Raw genomic sequence first — 22983 nt, forward strand, 5'->3', positions numbered from 1 at the left:
ACGCCCGATATCCGATGATCCGGTCGGCGGGCCGACCCGGGTCAGGCGCTGATCACCGCGCGCGCCTTGGCCGCCCGTACGGCCGCGGTGAGCGTCTCGATGTCGTACGCGCCGTGGTGCCGGCGGCCGTTGATGAAGAAGGTCGGGGTGCCGGAGACGCTGCTGAGGTCGGCCGAGTCGAGGTCCTCGGCGATCCGGGGCGCGCCGGTGTGCTCGCGCAGGTCCCGCCGGAAGCGTTCCACGTCGAGCTCCAGCTCCCCGGCGTACCGGAGCAGGTCACGGACGGTCAGGTCGCCCTGGTGGTCGAGGAGGACGTCGTGCATCTCCCAGAAGGCGTCCTGAGTGGCCGCCGCCTCGCTCGCCTCGGCGGCGAGCTGAGCGTGCGGGTGGACGTCGTGCAGCGGAAGGTGCCGCCAGACGTAGCGCACGTCGCCGTACCCGGCGAGCAGCTCCCGGACGACCGGCTCGGCCTGGCCGCAGTACGGGCACTCGAAGTCGCCGTACTCCACCACCGTCACCAGGGACTCCTCCGGGCCCCGGATGTGGTCGCGGTCGGGGTCGACCGGCACGGCGAGGTCGACGATCCCCTCGGCGGTGCCCATGAGCGCCCGCAGCCGGGTCCGTGTCGGGAGCATCTGGGTGGCGCGGAACAGGATCCAGGTCAGGATCGACGCCGCGAGCGCGGACCCGAGGATGCCGAGCTTCGCCTCCTCCAGCTCGGTCCCCGTGAAGGCGAGCGTGGCGATCAGCAGGGACACCGTGAAGCCGATGCCGGCGATCATTCCGCCGCCCGTCACCGCGACCCAGCCGACCGGAGGGCGGATGCGGCCACGGGTCAGCCGGGTGACCAGCCACGTGGAGCCGGCGATGCCGAGCGGCTTGCCGACGACGTAGGCGATGAGGATGCCCAGCGTGATCGGGGAGGTGAACGCCCGGGTCAGCAGGTCGCCGCTGATGGTGATGCCCGCGTTGGCGAGGGCGAACAACGGGACGATCAGGTAGCTCGTCCAGGGGTGGTAGAGCAGCTGAAGGCGCTCGTTCGGGGAGATCGCCGAGGCCAGGCCGGTCCTGGCGGTCCGCGCCAGCTCGGCCGTCGGCTGCTCGCGGAACAACCGGAACAGGTCGCTCGCCCGCTCCAGATCCGTGCGGGCGGCCGGCGACGCGTACGTGATCAGGCCCATCGCCAGGCCGATGACGACGGGCTCCACCCCGGACTCGAGCATCGCGACCCACGCCGCGACGCCGAGCGCCGCGTACACCATGCCGTACCGCACCCCCAGTGCGCGGATGACCAGGATCAGCGCGAAGATGAGGATCGCGATCAGCAGCGGCGTGAAGCTGACCTCTTTGCTGTAGAACACGCCGATGACCGCCAGGGCGACGAAGTCGTCGACGACCGTGACCGTGAGCAGGTAGGCGTGCATGCGCGCGGGGAGCTTCGCCGCGGCCAGGCTGAGCATGCCGAGCGCGAACGCCGTGTCGGTCGACATCGCGGTGCCCCAGCCGTGCGCCGCCGGGCCGCCGCCGTTGGCCGCCAGGTAGATCGCGATCGGGACGACCATGCCGCCGACGCCCGCGATCAGCGGGAGGACCACCCGGCGGCGGTCGCGGAGCTCGCCCAGGTCGAACTCCCGCCGCGCCTCCAGGCCGACGACGAAGAAGAAGAACGTCATCAGGCCGCTGTTCACCCACGTCCGCAGGTCCAGCGACACCTTCGAGTCGCCGAGGCGGACGGACAGCACCGTGTGCCAGGCGCGTTCGTACGAGGACGGGTCGACGTTCGCCCATATCAGCGCGAGGAGGGTGGCGGACAGCAGCACGACCGCACTGCCGGTCTCGGTCCGCAGGAACTCCCGCAGTGGCGTCTTGAGATTCCACGCCCACACCGTCCGGCCCGAGAACGGGGCGGCCTCCCGTGATTCGGTCATACACGAATTCTCACGCAGGTGAGGAGGTGACCTGGCACGGCGGTCCCGGCACGGCCACGCGGACCGCTCTATGGCGGACCTCATCCGGCCTCCGGCGCCTGAACATGTCAATGAATTCTTGACATGAGGGCGATGTCAATGAATCCTTGACATCATGACTCGTCACGCCTTTCGTGGCCCGTCCCACGGCCTTCTGACCATCTCCGTCCTGCTGCCGCTGACGGGCATCCTGCTCGTGGCGCAGGCCGCCTTCGACAGCCTGGTGCTGTGGGTCCTCTTCGTCATCGTCGCGCTCGCGGTCTTCGTCGCGCTGGTGATGACGGCGGTCTCCGCCATGCGCGATGAGGCCGTGTCCACCGCCGACGCCGCCCGCCTGGACCAGCTGGAGCCGCTTCCTCCCATCGCCGGTGACGAGGGGGAGCGGCGGTGAGCGCCCGTCTCACCGAAGATCAGGCCGGTGCGATCAGGGAGGCCGTGGCCGAAGCCGTGCTGACCGCGCGCGAGCAGGGGCGCGAGGGGCTCGACGACGATCCGGACGCCCACCTGCTCATGGTCGCCGCGTCCAGCGTCGCCGCCGAGGAGTCCAGCAGGCTGCTGCGCCAGTCGATCACCGGCGCCCGTAGCGCCGGGCACAGCTGGGAGGCCCTCGGACGGCTGCTGGGCATCAGCCGCCAGGCCGCCCAGCAGCGTTTCGGCGCCTCGGTCGTTCCCCGCGACGGCTCGGTCGCGGGCGACGACCCCACCCGGAGAGTCCTCAAACCGCTGCACGCCTTCAACGAGATGCAGGCGCTGGCGGGGGAGGGCCTCCGCGGCTGGCACGTCGTCGACTACGGCTACCTCTTCCACCTCGTCGAGGCCTCGCCCCACAAGTGGGAGCACCGGCGGTTGTGGTGGCCGTCGCGCCGTCGCCGACGCCTCATGGAGGAGCAGGGGTGGGAGCTCATCGTCCCGTCCGACTTCGACTCGCCCTGGGCCTACTACAAGCGCCGCCTCGACGAACCCGCCGAACCGCGCTCCTGACGCCCCGCTGCGCGGCGTACGGGATTCGCCGGACACGCCCGTGCGTCGCCCGTGAGAAGGGCGGCGCACGGGCCGATCCCGCCGACGCGGGGACCGGAGCCGGGGTCAGGGCCGGCGCTCACTTCTGCAGCGGCGGCTGCGACAGGTCCTGCCAGCAGGTGGGCTCGACGGGCCACAGGTCGCCGCCCGCAGGAGCGGGCACCTGGCCGAGCGCGGCCCGTGCCGGGCCGTCGTTCGCCTCCGTCGCGGCGGCGTGCAGCTTGTCCAGCGCCAGACTTCGATCGAACACGTCGAGGTCCGGGTAGGACCAGGCGTCCGCGCCCTTCTCCGCGGCCGGGATGAGGAAGTCGATCGCCTTCGCGATGCTCCCGCCGCTCGGCGTGGTGTAGGACCACAGGTCGACCCCGACGTGCCGGCCGGCGTCGGCCAGGCGGCAGAACGCCTGCGCGTTGAAGTTCGCGTAGTGCCAGGGCCGGGTGCGGCTCAGCTCGCCCGGCTGGCCGCCGTCCGCGGCGATCTGCGGGTCGATCCGCTTCGTCTCCGCGCCGACGATCAGCTGCTTCGCGAGATCGGTGCGCCCGAGGTAGAGCGCGATCGTGGCGTCCTGCAGATCCTTGAACGTGCCGTGGTTGTTCTTGGTGGCGCTCTCCGCCTGACCGAACGGACTGGTCAGCATCCAGTCCAGGAAGTGGCCAAGCCAGTCGCGGATGCCCGCCCGGTCGCGAGCGGTCCAGCCGGGCGCTCCGGAGTCCAGGAGGGCGAGCGCATCGATCACCTGCGTGATCGCCTGCGCGGACTCGATGATGCCGTAGTTGCGGCCCTGTGGGTTCGCGCCGCAGGGGATGGCCTGGGCGTAGTCCATGTTCGGGTTCATCCGGGTCGCCGGATCGATGAACCACGTGCGGATGTCGAGCGCGGCGCGCCGGGCGTACGCCGGCCGCCGGGTGTAGAACCACGCGAGGGACAGGTCGGAGATCGCGGTCCACGACGCGTGCAGCGTCGGCAGGTCACCCGTCGTGGCGACGTCGGGCGCCCAGTGGCCGTCCCGCTGCACGAACGGGCAGCCGTACGGGTTGTCGGGCGTCTTCGGCTGACTGGGCCACCAGTAGGTGGCCAGGCTGTAGTAGTCGTGCTTGTCGGCGCTGACCGTGGTCGCCTTGTCCATCACCGACCAGGGACCGGTCCGCAGCTCGGCGTCGGCGGCGCGCGTGAGCTCGGCGAGGGCCGTCCGAAGCCGTCGGTCGGGCCGGGTGGCGAGCTGCCGCCGGATCCGCGCGAGCCGTGCGCCGTCGAGCACGACGGTGCGGGGCACGCGCCCGGCACCTCCGTGCCCCGTGCCCGGCGGGGACGCCGACGCGACGGGCGCTGCCGCGAGCGTCAATCCGAGGGTGGCGCTGAGAGCGATCAGCCGGCGCGTCCAGAGGCGTCGTCGCATGGGGTCTCCCGGGGCCGAGGGGAATGTCCGCACACGAGACTTACTCCCGGCCTACGCTCCGGTCAAGAAGATTCATCCGATGTATTTTCTCGATCGCGCCCCGACTCTCGCCATCGCGGACTGACTCATGGTCGATCCATCGGACGTATCACGAGCCGCTCTCAATGTCGTCGAGGATCCGGCGAGCGGTCTGCGGGTGGCGCCGGATCAGCTCGGTGAGCTGGTCGATCTCGGACCAGTGCGCCACGCCGACGACCGGGACGCTCGCGAGCGTCGCACGGAAGTCGTCCAGTGCCGCCTGGATCCGGCGGGCCCGGTCGGTGTCGTCACGGCTCATGGAACCCCCCGTCGTCCCCCTTGGGGCGGCGGCGTCGCTGTCGCCTTCCCCGCTCGCCGCCGCCCCACCCGCCCGGCGCTCGCTGCCACGGCCGGTGAACGCACCAGAAGCGGCCAGTGGAGAGCGCCCCACTCACGCTGGGTAACCTATCAGCTACCTGACGCGGTGTATAGCGGCATGCCGCTACCTGTGTATTTGTGCAGCTGGGTGGTGCTCTAACGTGATCTACGTGAGCGACGAGAAGCCGGTTTTCGACGGATCTGACCCGGAATACCGCTACAAGCAGGTCGCGGACCATATCGCCGGCCGCATCGAACGTGGTGAGCTGCGGGCCGCCACGCGACTGCCCGGGGAGCGCGACCTCGCCACGGAGTACGGCGTGGCGCTCGGTACCGCCCGGCGCGCCATCCGCGATCTTCGCGAGCGTCAGCTCGTCATCACGCTCCCGGCGAAGGGCACCTACATCCGCGCGCCGAAGAAGGACGACGGCGCCGGCGGATGACGCCTGCCGGCGCACGATCTCCGATCTGAACCCCGGCTACCCGGCGCGAACCGCGATCTGGATCTCGGCGGCGGACGCGTACCCGCCCCCGGCCGCCAGCGCGGTGAGCCGGACGAAGCGCGCCGTGACGCCGGACAGGTCGAGCTCCTTGCGCGTCGTGTCCAGCGGCCACGAGCCGCTCGCCGCCGGGGTGAAGGTCACGCCGTCGAGGCTCGTGGCGAGCTCGTAGCGGGTGATCACCCCGTTGCCGTTGCCGTCCTCACGCGGCTGATAGGTCACCTTCGCGATCGAGCGTGCCCGGCCGGTGTCCACGGTGATCGACTGGGGCAGCGACGTGCGCGGCGACCACTCGTTGTGCCACATCGACTGGACGCTGCCGTCCACGGCCTTGCGCGGCTCGTACCCGTGGTGGAAGCTCGTGCCCGTCGCGGTGAGCGACTGCGCGGGCAGGTAGCGCACGCTCCCGGCGTCCCGGACTGGTGTCACCGCGAGGTCGTCGAACTCCGCGTGCCGCCACGGCGACACCCCGAGGCCCACCTGTCCTGAGGCGTGCACGGCACTGTCGACCTCGGCGATCCGAGCCCCGTCGAGGAGGGCGGTGATGTGGTCGCCCGCGAAGCGGAGCCCGAGACGGTGCCATCCGCCGACCGAGCCCCTGACGCGGCCCGCCGCGAGCGTCCAGCGCTGCACCGGGCGCGACAGGGGCGCCGCGATCCCGGCGCACGACGGATCGCTGGGCACGCACAGGGCGGAGTCCTGCCCCTGGAGGCTCTCGTCGTACAACTGCCACTGCCCGTCGCTCGACAGCCGCAGGTGGATCCCTGACACGGCGTCGCCCCACTGGCCGTCGACGCGTCCCAGGAGCTCGGTCCAGCCGTCCTCGTCGAGCCGTACGTCGACGCCGGCGGTGTAGTCCCGCCAGGACTTGAGATCACCGACGACCGTGACGGGCCGCTTGAGCCAGCCGTTCCACCAGACCGGCTGCTCGCCGATCGCCTGCCGCAGGCAACGGCCGGGTCGGCCCGAGCACGGTGCCACCTCGAACGCCCCGTCCAGGTCGGACAGGTAACGAGGCGTCGCTCCGACCGCGTACGAGCCGAAGCCGTCGCGGTAGGGGAGCCGCAGCGGCCGGGACGGCGGCGAGACCGCGCGGCCCCGGCCCTGCCCGGTCGTCGTCGTGAGCGTGTACACGTGGCCGGGCTCCAGGGTCAGCGTGTCGCCGGGCCGTACGGTGCCGGCGCGGGTGAACCAGCGCCCGGGGTCGGCCGACGACAGGTCCGACGTCCAGACGCGCAGCGGCCCGGCCGGCAGCCCGCCCGTCGTGGTGACCTCGACGTCCTGCGGGGCGGTGGCGTCGATCGTCTCGATGACGGCGCTGTAGTCGCGGGAGTCGGGGGACCGCAGGGCGACGTGGCTGCCGCCGCCGTCGAGATACCCCGAGGCGGAGTCGACGTACCGCCACCCCGGCTGGGTGAACTGCGTCGTGTGCGCGACCGCCCAGACGCTCGCCCCGGCGACATACGCTCCGGACCACGGCTCGTTCGCGCCCATGAGCCCGGCCGCCTGGAAGGGCATCGTGTCGTACCAGGAGGCGATCAGCGACCAGTTGATCGTCGAGGTCATGGCCCCGTCGATGTACGGGCGGTTGAGGGCGCGCGCGAGCGGCGCGGCGCCGGAGTCGTACGGCAGCGATCCCTGCTCGCTGGCGTGCAGCGGAATGCCGAGGTCCCGGGCCGCCTGCGGGCTGGGGCACCGCAGGTAGTCGCTGAGGTATCCGCAGACGTAGTGCTGGCCGACGACGTCGACGGCGGACCGGAACGCCGGGTCCTCGGTGAGCGGTTTGATCACATCCCAGTTGAAGCTGTCGTCCGCGACGACCTTGACGTCGCCGTACCCGTGGTCCCGCAGCGCCGCGTGCAGCCGCCCGTACCAGGCCGTGTCGAACCACGCCTCGTTCCACCCGCCGAGGTAGTCGATGCGCAGGTGGTGACGCGTGGCGCAGCCGAGCCAGGCCAGCAGGTAGTCGATGTCGCGGTCCGTCCAGACCGTGGGCCGGGCGTCGCCGCTGCCGGTCCAGCCCGGCGCGCCCCACTGCAGCGCGGACAGCTTGATCCGCGGGTTGCGCGCCTTGGCCTGTTCCATGAGCCACCACTCGTACCCGCGACCGCAGTCCAGGTCGGACGGGGTGCGCATGTGGCTGGGCTCGGCCCCGTCGGTGGAGTTGGTGTCCCCGCCGATCTCGACCTTGAGGACCTGCAGGGCCGCTCCGTAGCCCGGTTTGAACAGGTAGTCGAGGATCTGGCGGCGCTGAGGCTCGGGATAGTCGACGAGCAGCCGTGAGGACGCCCCGGCGCTGAGCGCGCCGATCCCGTCGAACGTACGCCCGCCGGACGCCGCGTCGATGACGATCCGCTGCGGTGCCGCCGTACGTCTCGCGGCGGCCGGCGGGCCCGTCCACACGGCCGCGACGACCATCCAGACTCCGAGAAGTGCGGGAATCCACCGGCGGTGCACGCGCATGTCGTCTCCTCGCGGACGTCGCTCCCGCACCACGCATTTTCACGGCCTGACCGCCGCGTCAACGTATCTGTCCAGTAGTGGCAACCCACCGTTGACGGGACTTCTGACGGGGAGTACGGTCCTCCCAGCAATAGTAAGGAAGACTTCCTAACTAATCTCGTGCGCTGGGCTCGGGTGCGGCGGGAGCACTGGGCGCACGGGTCAAAACCTGTGACGACTCGCCGCTTACGGAGGCATCATGGTTCGGCGCGCGTTCGGCGCGGCTCTGATCGTCGCCTGTCTGGCGTTCCTCGGTTTGCAGGGTGCCTCGCAGGCCTCCGCGGCCTCGAAGACCCAGCAGACGTTCCTGACGTTCTACGGCTGGTGGGACAACACGCCACCGGGCGGCGACATCTCGTACCCCCAGATTCACGACACGGCCGGTGGCAAGGGCACCTATTCGGATCCGATCACGTTCGCCACGTCGACGGCGGAACTGCCTGCGGGCACGGTCGTGTGGGTCCCGCGCGTGCGCAAGTACTTCATCATGGAGGACAGCTGCGAGGAATGCGGTGAGGACTGGAGCGGCCACGGTCCCAACGGCGGGCCGAAGCTGCGCCACATCGACCTGTGGCTGGGAGGCAAGGGCGGCAACGCGATGGACGCGATCGACTGCGAGGACGCCCTGACGCACTACAACGCCGACAACACCCCGACCATGGAACCGGTCGTCGTCGACCCTCCGTCCAACGAGCCGTACGACTCGACACCGCTGTTCAACACCGGCACCGGAGAATGCTACGGCGGCGCTAAGCCCCATACGACGGTCGGCCAGTACAAGAACGGCTCATCGGGCCAGTGCATCGAGGATCCGGGCAACAGTTCGAAGTCGGGGACCGTGCTCAAGACGGCGTCCTGTGACGGTGCCGCCGACCAGCGGTTCACGTTCCACGGCGCGTTCCTGGTGATCAACGACCTGTGTGCGGCGAACTCCAGCGGCAAGATCGCGCTCAAGACGTGCACCGGCGGACCGTCGCAGCAATGGTCGATCAACCCGAACGGCACGATCTCGGATATCCAGACGGGAGAGAAGTGCTTCCGCGCGTCGGGCGGCAACGTGGTCGCGGGCGGCTGCTCGGGTTCGGCGAGCCAGTGGACGTTCACCCCATCGGCGACGGCCGGAACGCGGACGCGCCCGACCATGACGGCGAGACGGTGAGCTGATCGATCGACTCGGCGTCCCGGGGCGGCGGAAGGTGGCAGCCGCCCCGGGCCGCCGGGCACGTTCAGGAGGTGGGAGTCACCCGCCGGCGGAGTAGATGACCTTTTCGGGTTGGACGCGCACGGTGATGCGCTGCTCGCCGGGCTGACGGTACGGGTACGTGTCGACGCCGAGGTACTTCTTGGCGAGGCCGTCGATGACCTCGTCGGCGCCGTCCTCCTCCAGCCGCGCCTCGCCGGAGACGCTGACGGCGTGGAAGCCGTCGTTCGGGTCGAGGACGCTGATCGAGACCTGGGCGTTCCGGCGGAGGTGCCGCTCCTTCGCCCGGCCGATCGCGGTGTTGAAGATGACGTCGTCGCCGTCGACGTCGGCCCAGACGACGGTGCTGTGCGGCGAGCCGTCCGGGCGGACCGTCGTCGCCCAGGCGAAGTACGGCTTGCGGATCAGGTCTTTGGCGTCGTCGCTCAGTCCGGACATGTCCCGGTCTCCAGTCTGTCGTCCCATGACTTGACGAAGGCGGCGATCCGGGGATTTCCGGTCGCCCGGATCACTCCCACCAAAATGACCATATATTGCTGCCGCAGATCTGCTCCGCGTGCCCCTCCAGAGTGCCCGGGCCCTGCAGGATGATCTCCGGGCAGAACGTCCAGTGTTCGGCGGCGACGTGCAGCGCGTGCCGGAAGGTCGTCGGCGGGGCGGCGACGCTCAGCTCGAGAGTGTTGAACCCGACCCCGATGAGCCGCGCCCCGAACCGGTCCTCCCAACTGCGCACCACCGTGGACAGGGGCGCGGTCCAGGGATTGTGGTGCCGGGCGCCCTGCCAGCCCATGACGGTCAGTGTGTCGGCGCTGCGCGCGACGGACACCAGGCCGAGGGAGCGCTCGCCGAGGACCTCGACGCACCGGCCGGCGAGGGCGTCCGGATCCTCCTGCAGTTCGCCGGGCGGGGCCAGGCCGGGGGAGTAGCGGCCGAAGGGGGCGACGTCCGCGGCCGGCTCCTCCCATTCGGCCCAGACCTCGGCCATGAACGCGGCGGCGTCGTACGTGCCGATCTCATCGACCGACTCGGGCGCGATCTGCCCCATCGACCACGGCTGGGTGGTGTCCTCCAGCATGACCGGCCACAGGCCCGACGCGTGGTGTTCGGCGCGCAGCCGCGACCACAGCGCGCACGGCACCGGGTCGTCGCTGATCCAGAACGCTGGATCCTTGGCCGGCTGGTGCTGGGGGTAGCCCGGGTCCGGCCACACTACGTATCCGGACGGGAGCGTTACGGACAGTGTCCGCCCGGCACCGCCGTCGGGGAAGAGTTCAGCCACTTCTGGCGGCAGCCGTTCGTGATAGTCCATCGCAGTCACTCCGGCACCGGGCGGGTCCCGGCGCTGCGGAGATCGTAGTGCGATCGGGCTCGCGACGCGCGGGCGGCCCGGCCCTTCGATGACGGCGGCTCCGTACGGCCCGACGGGAGGTCGGTCGTACGGAGCCGTAGGGCGAGGTCGCCGCGACGTCTTCGCCGATCGGGCGAGAGGTTTACCGGGTCGGGACGGGTGGCGTCAGCTCTTCTTGGCCGCCGTGAGGGCCGAGGCCGCGGAGGTGAACACCGGCAGATATCCGCTCGCGTGGCCGGTCGCCGTGGGGTGGTAGGAGTTGCCGATCGGAATGGTGACCGAGTTGAGCCAGCCGTCGCCCGAGCACAGCTCGTGCCCGGCGAACTTGCTCCGTACGTCGGCGAACGTGAACCCGGCGTTGGCCGCGCCCTTGCCGATCACGGTGTCGAGCTCGTCGGCGCCGGCGTTGAGGGCGGCGTGCTTGGTGTGGCTCATCCCGACGCAGAAGCTGTCGTTCGTGATGTACAGGTGCGGGTAGTCGAGCACGGCGACGTGCGCGTTCGGCGCCTTGGACTTGATCGCGGAGAACAGGGTGCTCAGCCGGCCCGGGAGCTGGGTGTCGGCGTAGTTCTTGGCGTTGTTGACCGCGGTCGTGCAGTCCGAGTCGGAGCCCAGCACGCACGTCTGCATGACGCTGCTGAAGCCGGCGTCGTTGCCGCCGATGGTGATGCTCACCAGCGAGGTGCTCGAGCCGAGCGAGCCGAGCTGGTTGTTCAGCACGTCGGTGGTCTTGGCGCCGGAGCAGGCGACGAACTTGAACGAGGAGGTCGAGTGCGCGGCGGCCCACTTGGCGGGGTAGGCCCGGCTGCTGCGCTGGCAGGTGCTGTCCAGGTCGTACGAGCCGGTGCCGGTGCCCGACGAGTAGGAGTCGCCCAGGGCGACGTAGTTGACGGTGGCGGCCGAGGCGGAGGAGGCGGCGCCGACCATCGCGGCCGGGACGGTCATCGCGCATGCCGCGGAGACGACGAGGCGGGGGAGTTTCATCGACTCTCCTGAAACGGGGGACGGAGGCTCGACTTACTCAAGCACCGAAATCCCGATTTGAGGAGGAGCCGAAATCGGCCAATTTCATGACCGATTCAGTCGTTGACAGCTGACGAAACGACTGTCAGATTTGTTACTTATTGCCTCATGTGGGTGACGTTATGCGAGGGTTACCTGCGCGGCGCGGCCCAGCACTATGAGCGCGAGGTTGCGCAGCGAAATGGAGCCGGGCCGCAGGTAGTCGCTGTGCTCGGCCGCCCCGGCCGCGAAGACCCGCGCGCCGAAACCCGACGACACCGGGTCGGTGCCGAACCCCAGGCCGAACATCCGCACGTGCGGGACCAGCCCGATCCAGTCGTTCGTGCCGCGCGCCGCCCACACGCGCGCCCGCGTGCCGAGCCCGCCCGCGCTGGACACCGACATCCCAGGGCTGCCGAAGGCCGCCACGTCGCTCACGGGCAGGCCCCTGACGGCCTCCCCGCACACCACGGACCCGTAGCTGTGGCACAGCAGGGTCGTACGGGCCACGGGGTTCAGGCGGTGCAGCGCGGCGACGAAACGGCGCAGCCGTGCCGCCCCGGTGTCCGCCCGGAAGTCGGTGATGACCCCCGCGCTCGTGACCTTGGGGGGGCTGTAGTCCAGCCAGGCGACGACGGCCAGGTTCGGATCCCGCTCGACGCTCCGGGCCTGGTCGAGTAGTGCCCGCGCCCCGCCGCCGGGTGTGGCGTACGGCCGGTGCCCGCGCACGTCGAACGTCGTCAGCGTCGTGTCGGCGCCCGGCACGAGGATCGCCACCCGGCGGGCATGGGCCAGGTCGCCGAGGACCTCGACGGTACGGCCGGTGCCGCGCGCGTCGAAGGAGAGGAACTGCCGGCCCGGCGTGAGCAGACGGCTCAGCGACCGGGCCATCGCGAAGTCCTGGATCCGGCGGGAGGTCTTCAGCGCCTCGCCGATCGCGCGACGGTTCGCCTTGTAACGGGCGGCGAGGGTGGACACCGACAGCGCCGGCAGCGCGCCCGGCTTCGCGTACATGTTGACGCGGCCCGCGCCCAGGGTCGTCACCCAGACCGCGATGACCACCGCGACGGCCGCCAGGCACCTGCTCAGACCGCGGGTACGAGGCAGTCGAGGTGTGATCATGCGGGGGACCCTCCAGGGAGAAGCACGTTCGGTGGAGCGGGGACCGGATCCCGGCGAAGCCGGGTTTCCACCCCGCCGACCGGTCTCTGGGAGAGCCCCCACGCGGCACCGGGCACAGCATAGGCCACGTCGTCAATAGCGAATACCGTGGTGGTGCAGCCGAAAGGTGTGACGGGCGGCCGGGGACTTTTGTTCGCCCGGCCGCCCGACCGATCTTATTGGACGAGCGTCCAGGAGGTGGGGGACGTGTCCGGGGCGGCCGACGTGTTGGCGTGGGTCGCCCGGTAGATCTCACCCTGGTAGTCCACCAGGGCGCCCGCCGGGTAGGCGGCGCCGGTCTTCCAGACCGGCAGGCCGACCGGCGAGATCCGGCTGCTCCGCCCGTCGGCGGCGCGGGTGCGCAGCAGCACGGTCGGTCCGGCCTTCACCGGCCCGCCGTACCGCTTCCAGGAGACGCCGTCGGCGGAGTACTCGATCGCCAGGCCCGGGTTACGGACGTTGGCGGTCAGCGTCCCGCCCTGCACCTGCCCGCCCGGCAGCGGGACGCGGTAGTTCACGCCGACACCCGGCAGCCCGACGGGCTTGTAGAAGGACAGCAGCGGGAAGGTCGCCTGCCCGAGCGTGTTCTCGAACACGTTCCACGCCGCCGGCATCTGCGCGGTGTTCGGCGTGTCGCGGTTCCAGGCGCGCTCGGCCACGCCGAGGAGCTTCGGGAACGCCTGGTACTCCCGGATCCCCTGCGCCTTGCCGTTCTCGGCCCACAGCTGGGCCTCCATCCCGAGGATGTTCTTGCGTCCCTCGGGCGTGAGCTTCTCCCAGCTCGGGTCGGGCTTGATCGGGTTGCCCCACCGGTCCTCGGTCGCGCTCGCGTATACGTCGTACGGCTGGTACGTGAAGGTTCCCTTCTCGTCGACGTAGTTGGCCCAGTAGTAGCCGGGCTCGTCCGGGTCCTTGTTGTACGGCATGTCCAGGTAGAGGTTGGTGGCGTGCGCCAGGATCACCGGCTGCCCGTTGTTGGCGAAGTGGTACGCCCAGGCCTCCCGGCCCCAACCCCAGACGTTCTGCCAGGGCAGCGCGATGAAGTGGTCGAGCTTCAGCGTCCGCGGGTCGTCGCGGACGACGTCCTCCCAGCCGGCGGTCGTCGGCGCGGCCGTGAGCGCGATCTGGTTCCACTTCGTGAAGAAGTAGTTCATCAGCGCGGCGTCGTCCTTGCCGGCGGTCTCCGGGTTGCTCTTGCACGCCGGTGAACCCTGCCAGCGGTTCGGGCCCGGCGGCTCGTCACCGCCCAGGTTGAAGGTGGCGAGCGTCGCCCCCGCCTTGGCGTACAGGCCCTTCACCTCGGTCACGACCTTGGAGAGGAACGCGTACGTGCTCGGCAGGCACGGGTTGACGAGATTGTCGGTGTAGCCCTGAACGCTCTTGTGCTGAGACGTGTCGTTCGGGTCCAGCAGCCGGTACGTCGCGTCCCCGGTGCGCTGGTAGCGGTGCTCCATCGACTGGACCGCGGCCCGTGCGTGCGCCGGGAAGTCGAACTCCGGGACGACCTGGATGTGCCGCCGGGTGGCGTACTTGAGGATCTCGGTGAAGTCCGCGGTGGTGTAGTAGCCGCTGCCCTTCCCGACGAAGTTCAGGGTGTCCTGCTCGAAGCCCTGGTACGCAGGCGTACGGCCGAGGTTGGCCTCGGTCGCGCTGCGGGCCTTGCCCGTGACGCCGTCGCCGCCTCCCAGGTCGTTGTCCGACCCCATGCCCTGGTGCAGCTGCGTCTTCTGGGCGGGGTCCAGGCCGCGGTGCGCCCCGAAGCCGGTCAGGTCGGGAAGCCCGGGGATCTGCAGCCGCCAGCCCTCGTCGTCGCTGAGGTGGAAGTGCAGCCGGTTCAACTTCAGGTACGACATCAGATCGAGGAACTTCTCGATCGTCTGCTTGGTCTCGAAGTGCCGCGCCACGTCGATGCCGAGGCCGCGGTAGCCGAAAAGCGGGGCGTCCGCGATCGTCGCCTGGGGCACGTCCACCGTCGACGCCTTGGCGCCGCGGGCCGCAGCCTCGTACGCCGACGCGGGGATGAGCTGACGCAGCGTCTGCACGCCGTACAGCACGCCCGCCGGGTCCGTGCCGACGATGTCGACGCCGCCGGCGGTCGAGCGCAGCGTGTAGCCCTCGGCGTCCGCCTTGCCGTCGTGGTCGACGTCCAGCTTCGGGTCGACCGACAGCCGTACGACGGCCCCGCCCTTGCCGCCGCCCTTGACCACGTCGCCGAGCGCCGAACGCAGATAGCCCGCCTCGCCGGACAGCGCGGCCGGGTGGCGGATCTGCGTTCCTTCGCCGAGCGCCACCGTGCCCCGGCCGGCGGTGGCCGACAGCGGCTGAGGGAGGAGCCGCTGCTTGAGGGTGAGGTTCGCCCGCTGCGCGGTGTTGTCGGCGAACCGCGTCGCCGCCGTCTGCACCGGGCGGTTGTCGCCGGAGAACGCCTTGGTCTGCTTCGGATCCGCCGGATCGAGCAGGACCTTGGCGGGCACCCACTGCGCGGGCCCGCCGCCGAACGAGATGCTCCAGCCCGCGGGCGCGTCGGTCTTCTGGACCGCCCAGAGCTCGAAGTTGATGTCGATCGGGCGGCGCTCGCCCGGTTCGAGGGGCTTGAACCCGCTCGTGGGTTTCAGGACGTACAGGTCGCCGCTCTGCGCGGTGTCCGCCCGCGCCACGGACAGCCCCTGGCCGGCCAGCTGGGCGCGCGCGGTGTCGCCCGCCGCGCCCGGCAGGACGGCCTCCGGCTGGCGCACGGAGTTGAAGTACAGCGCCCAGTCCGTCCCGAGGGCGCACCGGCCGCCCCCGTTGGCCAGTGTGAGCCGGGCGAGGAAGTACACCGCGTCGGTGACGGTGTGGTCGATCGGCTGGAACGTGACCGACAGGTCGCGCCCGCGGGGATGGCAGGCGCTGGTCACCGCGTGCGCGGGTGCCGTGGTGAAGACGAAGGATGAGGTCAGCGCCGTAGCCGCCAACAGGCGGAGCGCTGCCGATCTGATCGGGGTGCTCATGGTGGAAAGTGCCGCTCTCCCTGGGAGTTCGGTAAGGGCCATCGCGTCGGCGACGGTGGAACGTACGGAGGACGCAGCGGGGCGAGGACGTGGTCAGGGACCGTCACGCGGCCAGGGCCGAGACATGAATAGGAAACTAACCTGTTAATTTCTTGGCGTGCTAGGGAGTCCGCTGACCTCGTTCGGCCATGAAGATTCGCGTCAGGGCCTCTGACGAGGCGGGTCAGCCAGGGCCGACTAGTCTCGGAGCTGTGATCAAGGGCGCACGAGACGAGGGGACCGCTCCGCGCGGCGACGACCACGCATCCACGGCCGCCGCACAGAAGAGCGTGCCCGCCCCGGCCGCCGGTGCGTCGAACGCGCGGACGAGCGCGTCGGTCCCGGCCGCGGATGTGGCGAACACGCCGGCGAGCGCGTCGGTCCCGGCCGCCGGTGCGTCGAACACGCGGGCGGGCCGCGACCCACGCCGCCGCCGGGCCCTGCTGGAGGCCGCCGACCGGATCATCCTCCGCGAGGGACCGGAGGCCTCGATGGCCGCCATCGCCTCCGAAGCGGGCATCAGCAAGCCAATCCTCTACCGCCACTTCGGCGACAAGTCCGGCCTCTACCAGGCCCTAGCCGAGCGGCACACGCGAGCGCTGATGGACGCCGTCCGCGCCGCCTTCCTACGGCCCGGCGACATCCGTACCCGAGCCCGCGCGGCCATCGACACCTACCTCGCCGCCATCGCCGCCAACCGGCACGTCTACCGCTTCCTCGTGCACCGGGCCAGCGCCGAGGACACCGCCACGCACAGCGCGATGGGCACGGTCATCCGCGGCCTCGGCGGCGAGATCGCCGAGATCATCCTCCGCGAGGGCCTCCTGCCCGACCCGGTCCGCGTCCACATCTGGAGCCGCGCCACCGTCGGCATGGTCCAGGCAGCGGGAGAGTGGTGGCTGGACAACCCCGACGTCCCCCGCGAGACCGTGACCGACAGCATCGTCGACCTCCTCCTCGATGGCCTCCCCGACATCACCCGACCCTGAGGAGACGCGCCCGGCTCAGGGCCCGTCGATGAGTGAGGCCGGCGGCAGGCCCAGCCCGGCGAACGCCCGCTTGGCGTACGCCGCCAGCTGCGGATCCGACCGGACGACCTCCCCGAAATGCGTGGCGACCTGCATCAGCCACTCGCGCGGCAGTCGCTCCGCGTCGAGAGCGAGCTGGCGAAAGACCATCCTGAACACGAACAGGTTTCGCCAGGCGTCAGCGGCCTTCAGACAATCGACGTAGCAGCCGACGAGATCCGCGTCCGGGGTATCCAGCGAGGCGGTCAGAGCCAGCAGCCGGGTCAGGAGATGCGCGAGGGAAGGGCTTACGCCGGTCTCTGGCAGGTCGACGAAGCTGCTGATGAGGGAATCCAGGTCCTCGGCGGCATGGAGCAGGATGGTACCGGGGACGCCGCACGTGAAGACGGTCTCGAGCTGGATCTCCTCAAAGTTCATCAATCCCATCGGCCTGCCGCTGAGCCATGTCAGGTCGGCGGAGTACAGCACCGGGGCGCCGATGCTGACACGGAGGTCTCGCTTCTCGTCCTGACCCCACACCCGCTCCAGACGGAGCGTTTCGGCCAGGCTGAAGAAGGCCTCGTCGGTCAGCTGAGAACGCCAGAGCAGGGCCAGGGCTTGCCAGTCCATGAGGGGGAACGCGGCGGCGGGGAACAGGCCGCTCGCCGCGATCGGGTCTCCGGCGACCGCCAGAAGAGTGACCAGGTTCGCCGCGTACGTGGCGTGCCGGGCCGGCACGCTCAGGAGGATCGGAGCGTAGTCGGCGTGGCGGTCGTGGGCGCGGGAGTCGAGCGCCGTGCGGAAGTAGGTGAGAAGCAATTCCAGCGCCGGGCCGTGGCTCAGCCGCCGCCCCCACATCGACTGCAGGAAGTCCACGGTCGGGCGGCGGATCGACAGCGGCGTGAAGGACAGCAGCGCATACAGGAAGTCGTCCTCCGGCGCGGCCTGCCGGGCGCGCCGGGTGTCGCGTGCCGCGTCGTCCGCGAGCCGGGCCAGCTCATCGACGATCAGGCGCGCGATCAGGTATTCGCCGAATGTCGCGTGCAGGAACTCGCAGGTGGTCAGGCGTACCTGGTCGCGTAGGGCCTGGGCCTGGTGGACGAAGAAGAACCGGCCGACGGTCGTCTGGGCCGGGGTCAAGGGCGCGTACCTGCCGGTCGCCTCGCCGTCGTCGCCGAGCAGGGCCTTCAGGTCGGCGTTGAGCTCATCCTCGGTCGCCCACTGGCGGCCCCGGTTGAACATCGCGAACGCCGTGACGGACAGCCGCAGTAGCTCCTCCTCAACGGCCCGGCGCTGCTGCCTTTCGTCGAGCGAGGCCCCCGACTTGGCGACCTCCCGCTCCGCGAAACGGGTCAGCAGCCGCTCGTACAGCTCTGCCCGGTCGAGCCGCCCGGACTCACGCTGCAGCGCGTTACCGTCGGCGTCGTACAGGGCGAGCATCATCAGCAGCAGTGGCTGTTCGGCCAACTCCCGATGGGTGAGGGCGGCGGCCGGCAGCGGGCGCAGCCCACGCTCGGCGAAGTAGGCCGCGTTCGCGTCGTTCCATACCTCCAGCCAGCGGCCGACCTGCTCCCCGTCGAACGGCTCCAGGCGTACCGCGACCGCGCCCTCGGCCGGTACGCGCACGCGGTCGGCGACGGCCGTCCGGCTGGTGACCAGCACGGCCACCGGCCGTCCCTGACCGGCCTCGCGCTCCTGGAACCGTACGAGCTTCTCGAGATAGTCGGATTGGCTCACCCCTGTCGCCTGGAGCAGCTCGTCGAAGCCGTCCAGCAGGATGACCGGCAACGCGCCGTCGGCGCTGCGGGCCAGGTCGGGCCAGGTCAGCCGCTCTCCGGTGGCGGCCCGGACGGCGTGTTCGATCTGCGTCTGGACGTCCGTGTCCGCCGGGACCTCCCTGAGCACCACCCGTACGACCAGGAAGTCGGTGGCCGGCAGCCGGGCCGCGAGGATCTTCGTGAGCACCGACTTGCCGGACCCGGGCTGGCCGAGCAGCAGCAACGGCCGCTGCACGGCGTCCGGGGAGGTCAGGTGGCCCGCGAGATACTCGTACAGATCGACTCTCACCGGCCGGTCGTCCCACCAGTCCTCCCGGTCGGGCCGGGCGGTCTGGCCGAGCCCCGACACCCGGAACCGATGGTCGATGTACGCCTCACCGAGGGACGGGATGCGCAGGCCGTCCGGGACGTCCCCGGATCGGAGCACGCTTCTCTTGAGTTCCGCCCGGTACTCGCGCGCCAGCGCGGCCCGCCGTTCGTCCGGCAGGCGCCCGGTACGGATGTCGGCGATCAGGCGTTCCAGCCCGGCGAGGCCCGACCGTAGCTCGTTCCGGGTCGCCTGATGATCGGTGAGGTTGATCCAGAAGGCGACCTCGGGGAATTCCCCCGCCAGGCGCCGGAGTGACTCCTCATAGCGCCGGACCGCCCGATCAGGAACGTCATCGCTCAGGATCCGGACGAACCGGTCGCGGCCGGTCTCGTCGAGCGAGTCCCAGAGCGCCAGGCCGGTCAGGAAATCGCCCAGGTATCCGGAGAGGCCACCGTAGTAGTCCCGGAGCCGCCGAATAGATTCCTCGTACGGCCGATGCGGGGCGATTCCCGGCACGTCGAGGTGCAGAATGCCGCGGGTGACCGCCTTGAGACTGTTGGAACCGGCCGCCTCTCCGGCCGCCAAGGCGACCTGCTCAGATCGGCCGAGTCCGAGATCGGGCAGGTCCACCTCGCCGATCACTTCGAAGAAGGCCGTCAGGACGACGATCGTGTGCGCGGCCTCGAGCCGCTGGGTGCGGTCGAACCGGCCGAGGCCGTTGACCTTGTCGCGCAGGTTCTTGACCAGCTCCCCACTGAACCTCGCCAGCTCTCCCTTGGCATCGAACAAACTCAGGACGAAGGTCATATCGATGCTCGTCGCGGCGAGGAGCGCGCCGCCCAGCACCGTATCGAGAGTGGTGACGATCTTGCTGTCGCCGCCGAGCAGCTTTACGGCGTCGGAGTAGGACAGCGATCGGGCCATGCGCGCTCCATCGAGTGTCGGGGGAGTCCCATCGTTTTAACAGGTTTCTAGCGAGGAATCCTGGTCCCTCAGGGCCAGGGGAATCGCTTCCGGTGTGTTGTGGTGCGTTGGCGCTGCCGGCCGGGGTCGGCGCTAGTGGGGGCGTATTTGCTGGTCGATGTAGTGCTTGATAGTCGATGGTGGGGTGCCGCCGAAGGAGGCGGCGAGATAGGACGGGGCCAGAGGTCGCCCCGTAGGTGTTGGGCGGGGAACTCCTGGCGGAGGCGGCGGGTGGAGGCGCCCTTGAGTGGGTTGATCAGGTTGGGCAGGGTGACCTTGGGCGGGTAGTGCACGATCAGGTGGACACGGTCGGTCTCGCCGTTGAATTCGCGGAGTTCACCCCGATGTCGGTGCGTACTTGTATGATCACTATTTGTGAAGTTGGTGGTGCAGGTGAAGCTGCTGCCGTCGCCGGAGCAGGCGGCGGCGCTGGCGGCGACCCCGCACGCCTGTAACGCGGCTGCGAATCGGGTGTCGGTCACGGCGTTCGAGCAGCGGGTGTTCTCCCGGGCCCGGCTGCAAAAGCTCCTCTATGCCGAGTTGAAGGCGTGCGGGTTGTCCGCACAGCCGGCGTTGCATGTGATCCGTAAGACGGCCGACGCCTACATCGCGCTGCACGCCCTGATCGAGGCCGGGCTGCTCGGCCCGGAAGGGTCCAAGCGGCGGCGCAAGGCCACTTCCAAGCCGATCGTGTTCCGCCCAGGCGCCGCTCAGCCATTCGACGACCGTTGCCTCAGTTGGCGATACGACGCCCGGACGGTGTCGATCTGGACCACGGCGGGCCGGTTGCAGGGCATCTGCTTCACCGGCAAGCCCTCCCACCTGAAGACCTTGGCCGAGCACCGCAAGGGCGAAACCGACCTGGTGCTGCGGGACGGCACGTGGTTCCTGCACGCCACGTGTGAGATCGCAGAGGCCGCCCAGTACGAGCCGGCCGATTGGATCGGTGTGGACCGGGGGATCGAGAACCTGGCCACCACCAGTGATGGGGACAACCATCAGGGCCAGGCGTTGAAGCGCTACCGGCGGGCCCAAGCACGCCGGCGGGCCGAACTCCAGGCCAAGAAGGCGGCCGGATCCAGGTCGGCCGCGCGGCGGCTGGCCAAACGCCGGCAGCGGGAGGCCCGGCACGCCACAGGCGAGAACCATAAGATCAGCAAGCGGATCGTGGCCGATGCCCAACGCACCGGACGCGGCATCGCCGTCGAGGAACTCGGCGGCATCCGCGACCGGGTCCGGCTCAAGCGGCACCAGCGGGCCACGCTCTCGTCCTGGCCGTTCCACCAGCTCGGCACCTTCCTGCACTACAAGGCCCGCCGGGCCGGGGTGCCGTTCCTCGAGGTGGACGCCCACTACACCTCCCAGACGTGCCCTAACCCGTGGTGCGGGCACGTCTGTCGCAAAAACCGCCCCACCCGGGGCCGATTCTTGTGCGTCGCGTGCGGGCTCGCTGGCCTGGCCGACGACATCGCCGCTGTGAACGTCCGCCAGCGGGCGCGCACGGCGTGGGCATTCGTCACCATGCCCGACCCCGAACCTGAGCCTTCCGGCCGGGACCGGGGTGATGTGCCCCCGGCACGACAGCCAGCCGCGACGGGGAGCGCGACAAGGCGTGATCACCGGACCTCCAAGCCCGATCGTTCACGGCCGAGAAGGTGACAAGACCGGCCCTGCCTCCTCGAAACCTCGACCCGAGCTCTCGCGTCCACCTGAGCCGTTTAACGCCGACGGCGGCCGTCCCCGTACGGGAACGGCCGCCGCGGCGTCACTACCGAACGGTCAGGTGAGCTCGGCTTCGATCTCACGGCTGCCGGCGGCGACCTTGGGGTCGCCTTCGTCGGCGTAGTAGTCGTCCTCGCGGGTGGCGTCGACGCCGTCGGCGGTCTTGAGCGCCTTCAGCACGAGCGTCGCGACGATGGCGACGACCACGTTGACGAGGAGGGCGAGCATGCCCACGTACACCGTCAGTTTGGTGTCGAACCCGAGGTCGCTCAGCGGGTACGCCGAGCCGCCGAAGTGCAACTTCTTCGTCGTCGGGTTCGGGATGCGGTACAGCATCCACAGGCCCGCGATCAGGCCCGCGACCAGGCCGGCCACCAGTCCGCCGCGGTGGAACCAGCGGGTGATCAGGCCGAGCCCGACCGCCGGGAGGGTCTGCAGGATGATGACGCCGCCGATCAGCTGCAGGTCGATGGAGAACTGCGGGTCGAGCAGCAGGATGCAGGCGACCGCGCCGACCTTGACGACCAGCGAGACGAGCTTGCTGACCTTCGCCTCCTCGGCCTCGCTCGCGTCCCGGCGGAAGTACTCCCGGTAGATGTTGCGGGTGAAGAGGTTGGCGGCGGCGATCGACATGATCGCGGCGGGCACGAGCGCGCCGATGCCGACCGCGGCGTACGCGACGCCGGCGAACCAGCTCGGGAACATGTGGTCGAACAGCAGCGGGACGACCGTGTTGCCGTCCACCTTGCCGTTGGTCTTGATCGGCGTGATGCCGGCCGCGATGGCCATGAAGCCGAGCAGCGCGATGAGGCCGAGCACGAAGCTGTAGGCCGGCAGCGCGGCCATGTTCCGCTTGATGACGTTGCGGTTCTTGCTGGCCAGCACGCCGGTGACGCTGTGCGGGTACAGGAACAGCGCCAGCGCCGAGCCGAGCGCGAGCATCGCGTAGTTGAGCTGGTTGTTCGAGTTGAGCAGGGTGCCGTCGGCGGGGGCGGGCGTCTTGTTGAACTTCGCCTGCGCCGCGCCGAAGATGTGGCTCCAGCCGCCCAGCTTGTGCGGGATGTAGAGCACCGCGACGATGATCACGATGTAGATCAGCGCGTCCTTGATGAACGCGATCAGCGCCGGGGCGCGAAGGCCCGACTGGTAGGTGTAGGCCGCCAGGATCGCGAACGCGATGACGATCGGCCAGTGGCCGGTCACGCCCATCGCCTTCAGGGTCGCCTGGATGCCGACGAGCTGCAGCGCGATGTACGGCATGGTCGCGACGATGCCGGTGATGGCGATCAGGAGCGCGAGCAGCGGCGAGCCGAACCGCGCGCGGACGAAGTCGGCGGGCGTGACGAAGCCGTGCACGTGCGACACCGACCACAGGCGGATCAGCACGAGGAAGACCAGCGGGTAGACGACGATCGTGTACGGGACGGCGTAGAAGCCCGCCGCGCCCGCGCCGAAGACGAGCGCGGGCACCGCGACGAAGGTGTACGCGGTGTAGAGGTCGCCGCCGATGAGGAACCAGGTGACCCACGAGCCGAAGCTGCGGCCGCCCAGACCCCACTCGTCGAGGGAGTGCATGGTGTCCGGGCGGCGCCAGCGCGCGGCCACGAAGCCCAGCACGCTGACGAGGAGGAACAGGACCCCGAAAACGATGATCTCGGTGAGGTGCCGACCGGTCATCGGG

General features: G+C 70.2%; 18 protein-coding genes. 6 read left to right on the top strand and 12 right to left on the bottom strand.

The window, feature by feature from the left end; translation table 11 throughout:
* Positions 1 to 41: 41 nt before the first annotated feature.
* Positions 42 to 1928, bottom strand: a complete 1887-nt coding sequence (nhaA, locus tag ACYVF7_RS25345; protein WP_460345436.1) for a Na+/H+ antiporter NhaA — start codon at positions 1926 to 1928, stop codon at positions 42 to 44.
* A gap of 154 nt (positions 1929 to 2082) precedes the next feature.
* On the opposite strand from nhaA, the gene ACYVF7_RS25350 reads away from it, so the two are divergent.
* Together ACYVF7_RS25350 and ACYVF7_RS25355 are read left to right on the top strand one after the other, a co-directional pair.
* Positions 2083 to 2358 (top strand): hypothetical protein, encoded by a 276-nt coding sequence (locus tag ACYVF7_RS25350; protein ID WP_460345439.1) that lies wholly within the window; start codon positions 2083 to 2085, stop codon positions 2356 to 2358.
* Positions 2355 to 2948: a hypothetical protein gene (locus ACYVF7_RS25355; protein ID WP_460345442.1), complete on the top strand. Its 594-nt coding sequence runs from the start codon at positions 2355 to 2357 to the stop codon at positions 2946 to 2948. The genes ACYVF7_RS25350 and ACYVF7_RS25355 overlap by 4 nt, the downstream gene beginning before the upstream one ends.
* 118 nt (positions 2949 to 3066) lie before the next feature.
* On the opposite strand, the gene ACYVF7_RS25360 is transcribed toward ACYVF7_RS25355, so the two are convergent.
* Together ACYVF7_RS25360 and ACYVF7_RS25365 are read right to left on the bottom strand one after the other, a co-directional pair.
* Positions 3067 to 4383 carry an alginate lyase family protein gene (locus ACYVF7_RS25360; RefSeq protein WP_460345444.1) on the bottom strand — a complete coding sequence of 439 codons (1317 nt, stop codon included), beginning with the start codon at positions 4381 to 4383 and terminating at the stop codon, positions 3067 to 3069.
* 148 nt (positions 4384 to 4531) lie between these two features.
* Positions 4532 to 4720 carry a hypothetical protein gene (locus ACYVF7_RS25365; RefSeq protein ID WP_460345447.1) on the bottom strand — a complete coding sequence of 63 codons (189 nt, stop codon included), beginning with the start codon at positions 4718 to 4720 and terminating at the stop codon, positions 4532 to 4534.
* A gap of 229 nt (positions 4721 to 4949) precedes the next feature.
* On the opposite strand from ACYVF7_RS25365, the gene ACYVF7_RS25370 reads away from it, so the two are divergent.
* The gene (locus ACYVF7_RS25370) at positions 4950 to 5222 is read left to right on the top strand and encodes a GntR family transcriptional regulator (RefSeq protein ID WP_460345450.1); all 273 of its coding nucleotides are present in this window, start codon (positions 4950 to 4952) and stop codon (positions 5220 to 5222) included.
* Between the two features lie 36 nt (positions 5223 to 5258).
* Here ACYVF7_RS25370 and ACYVF7_RS25375 read toward each other — a convergent pair whose 3' ends face one another.
* Positions 5259 to 7742 (bottom strand): discoidin domain-containing protein, encoded by a 2484-nt coding sequence (locus tag ACYVF7_RS25375; RefSeq protein WP_460345453.1) that lies wholly within the window; start codon positions 7740 to 7742, stop codon positions 5259 to 5261.
* A 238-nt stretch (positions 7743 to 7980) separates the two neighbouring features.
* Between ACYVF7_RS25375 and ACYVF7_RS25380 the strand changes: the two genes are divergently transcribed.
* Positions 7981 to 8940, top strand: coding sequence for a ricin-type beta-trefoil lectin domain protein (locus tag ACYVF7_RS25380; protein ID WP_460345456.1), 960 nt, complete (start codon positions 7981 to 7983; stop codon positions 8938 to 8940).
* Positions 8941 to 9021: 81 nt separating this feature from the next.
* Here ACYVF7_RS25380 and ACYVF7_RS25385 read toward each other — a convergent pair whose 3' ends face one another.
* The 5 genes from ACYVF7_RS25385 to ACYVF7_RS25405 all read right to left on the bottom strand — a co-directional run bounded on the left by ACYVF7_RS25385 (position 9022) and on the right by ACYVF7_RS25405 (position 15483).
* On the bottom strand, positions 9022 to 9420 hold the full coding sequence (locus ACYVF7_RS25385; RefSeq protein WP_460345459.1) for a PPOX class F420-dependent oxidoreductase: 399 nt from the start codon (positions 9418 to 9420) through the stop codon (positions 9022 to 9024).
* 70 nt (positions 9421 to 9490) lie between these two features.
* On the bottom strand, positions 9491 to 10291 hold the full coding sequence (locus ACYVF7_RS25390) for a DUF4253 domain-containing protein (RefSeq protein WP_460345462.1): 801 nt from the start codon (positions 10289 to 10291) through the stop codon (positions 9491 to 9493).
* Positions 10292 to 10495: 204 nt separating this feature from the next.
* Positions 10496 to 11314, bottom strand: a complete 819-nt coding sequence (locus ACYVF7_RS25395; RefSeq protein WP_460345465.1) for an SGNH/GDSL hydrolase family protein — start codon at positions 11312 to 11314, stop codon at positions 10496 to 10498.
* Positions 11315 to 11473: 159 nt separating this feature from the next.
* Positions 11474 to 12454, bottom strand: a complete 981-nt coding sequence (locus ACYVF7_RS25400) for an alpha/beta hydrolase (RefSeq protein ID WP_460345468.1) — start codon at positions 12452 to 12454, stop codon at positions 11474 to 11476.
* A gap of 215 nt (positions 12455 to 12669) precedes the next feature.
* Positions 12670 to 15483 carry a family 20 glycosylhydrolase gene (locus tag ACYVF7_RS25405; protein WP_460345471.1) on the bottom strand — a complete coding sequence of 938 codons (2814 nt, stop codon included), beginning with the start codon at positions 15481 to 15483 and terminating at the stop codon, positions 12670 to 12672.
* 251 nt (positions 15484 to 15734) lie between these two features.
* On the opposite strand from ACYVF7_RS25405, the gene ACYVF7_RS25410 reads away from it, so the two are divergent.
* Positions 15735 to 16511 carry a TetR family transcriptional regulator gene (locus ACYVF7_RS25410; RefSeq protein ID WP_460345474.1) on the top strand — a complete coding sequence of 259 codons (777 nt, stop codon included), beginning with the start codon at positions 15735 to 15737 and terminating at the stop codon, positions 16509 to 16511.
* A 15-nt stretch (positions 16512 to 16526) separates the two neighbouring features.
* Here the strand turns inward: ACYVF7_RS25410 and ACYVF7_RS25415 are convergent, their stop codons facing one another.
* On the bottom strand, positions 16527 to 19541 hold the full coding sequence (locus ACYVF7_RS25415) for an NACHT domain-containing protein (protein ID WP_460345477.1): 3015 nt from the start codon (positions 19539 to 19541) through the stop codon (positions 16527 to 16529).
* A 68-nt stretch (positions 19542 to 19609) separates the two neighbouring features.
* Positions 19610 to 20062, bottom strand: coding sequence for an IS200/IS605 family transposase (locus ACYVF7_RS25420; protein WP_460345480.1), 453 nt, complete (start codon positions 20060 to 20062; stop codon positions 19610 to 19612).
* Between ACYVF7_RS25420 and ACYVF7_RS25425 the strand changes: the two genes are divergently transcribed.
* The gene (locus tag ACYVF7_RS25425; protein ID WP_460345483.1) at positions 19956 to 21239 is read left to right on the top strand and encodes an RNA-guided endonuclease InsQ/TnpB family protein; all 1284 of its coding nucleotides are present in this window, start codon (positions 19956 to 19958) and stop codon (positions 21237 to 21239) included. The genes ACYVF7_RS25420 and ACYVF7_RS25425 overlap by 107 nt on opposite strands.
* A 120-nt stretch (positions 21240 to 21359) precedes the next feature.
* Here the strand turns inward: ACYVF7_RS25425 and mctP are convergent, their stop codons facing one another.
* Positions 21360 to 22979, bottom strand: coding sequence for a monocarboxylate uptake permease MctP (gene mctP, locus ACYVF7_RS25430; protein ID WP_460345486.1), 1620 nt, complete (start codon positions 22977 to 22979; stop codon positions 21360 to 21362).
* Positions 22980 to 22983: the final 4 nt, after the last annotated feature.

The organism is Actinoallomurus acanthiterrae (assembly GCF_054775715.1).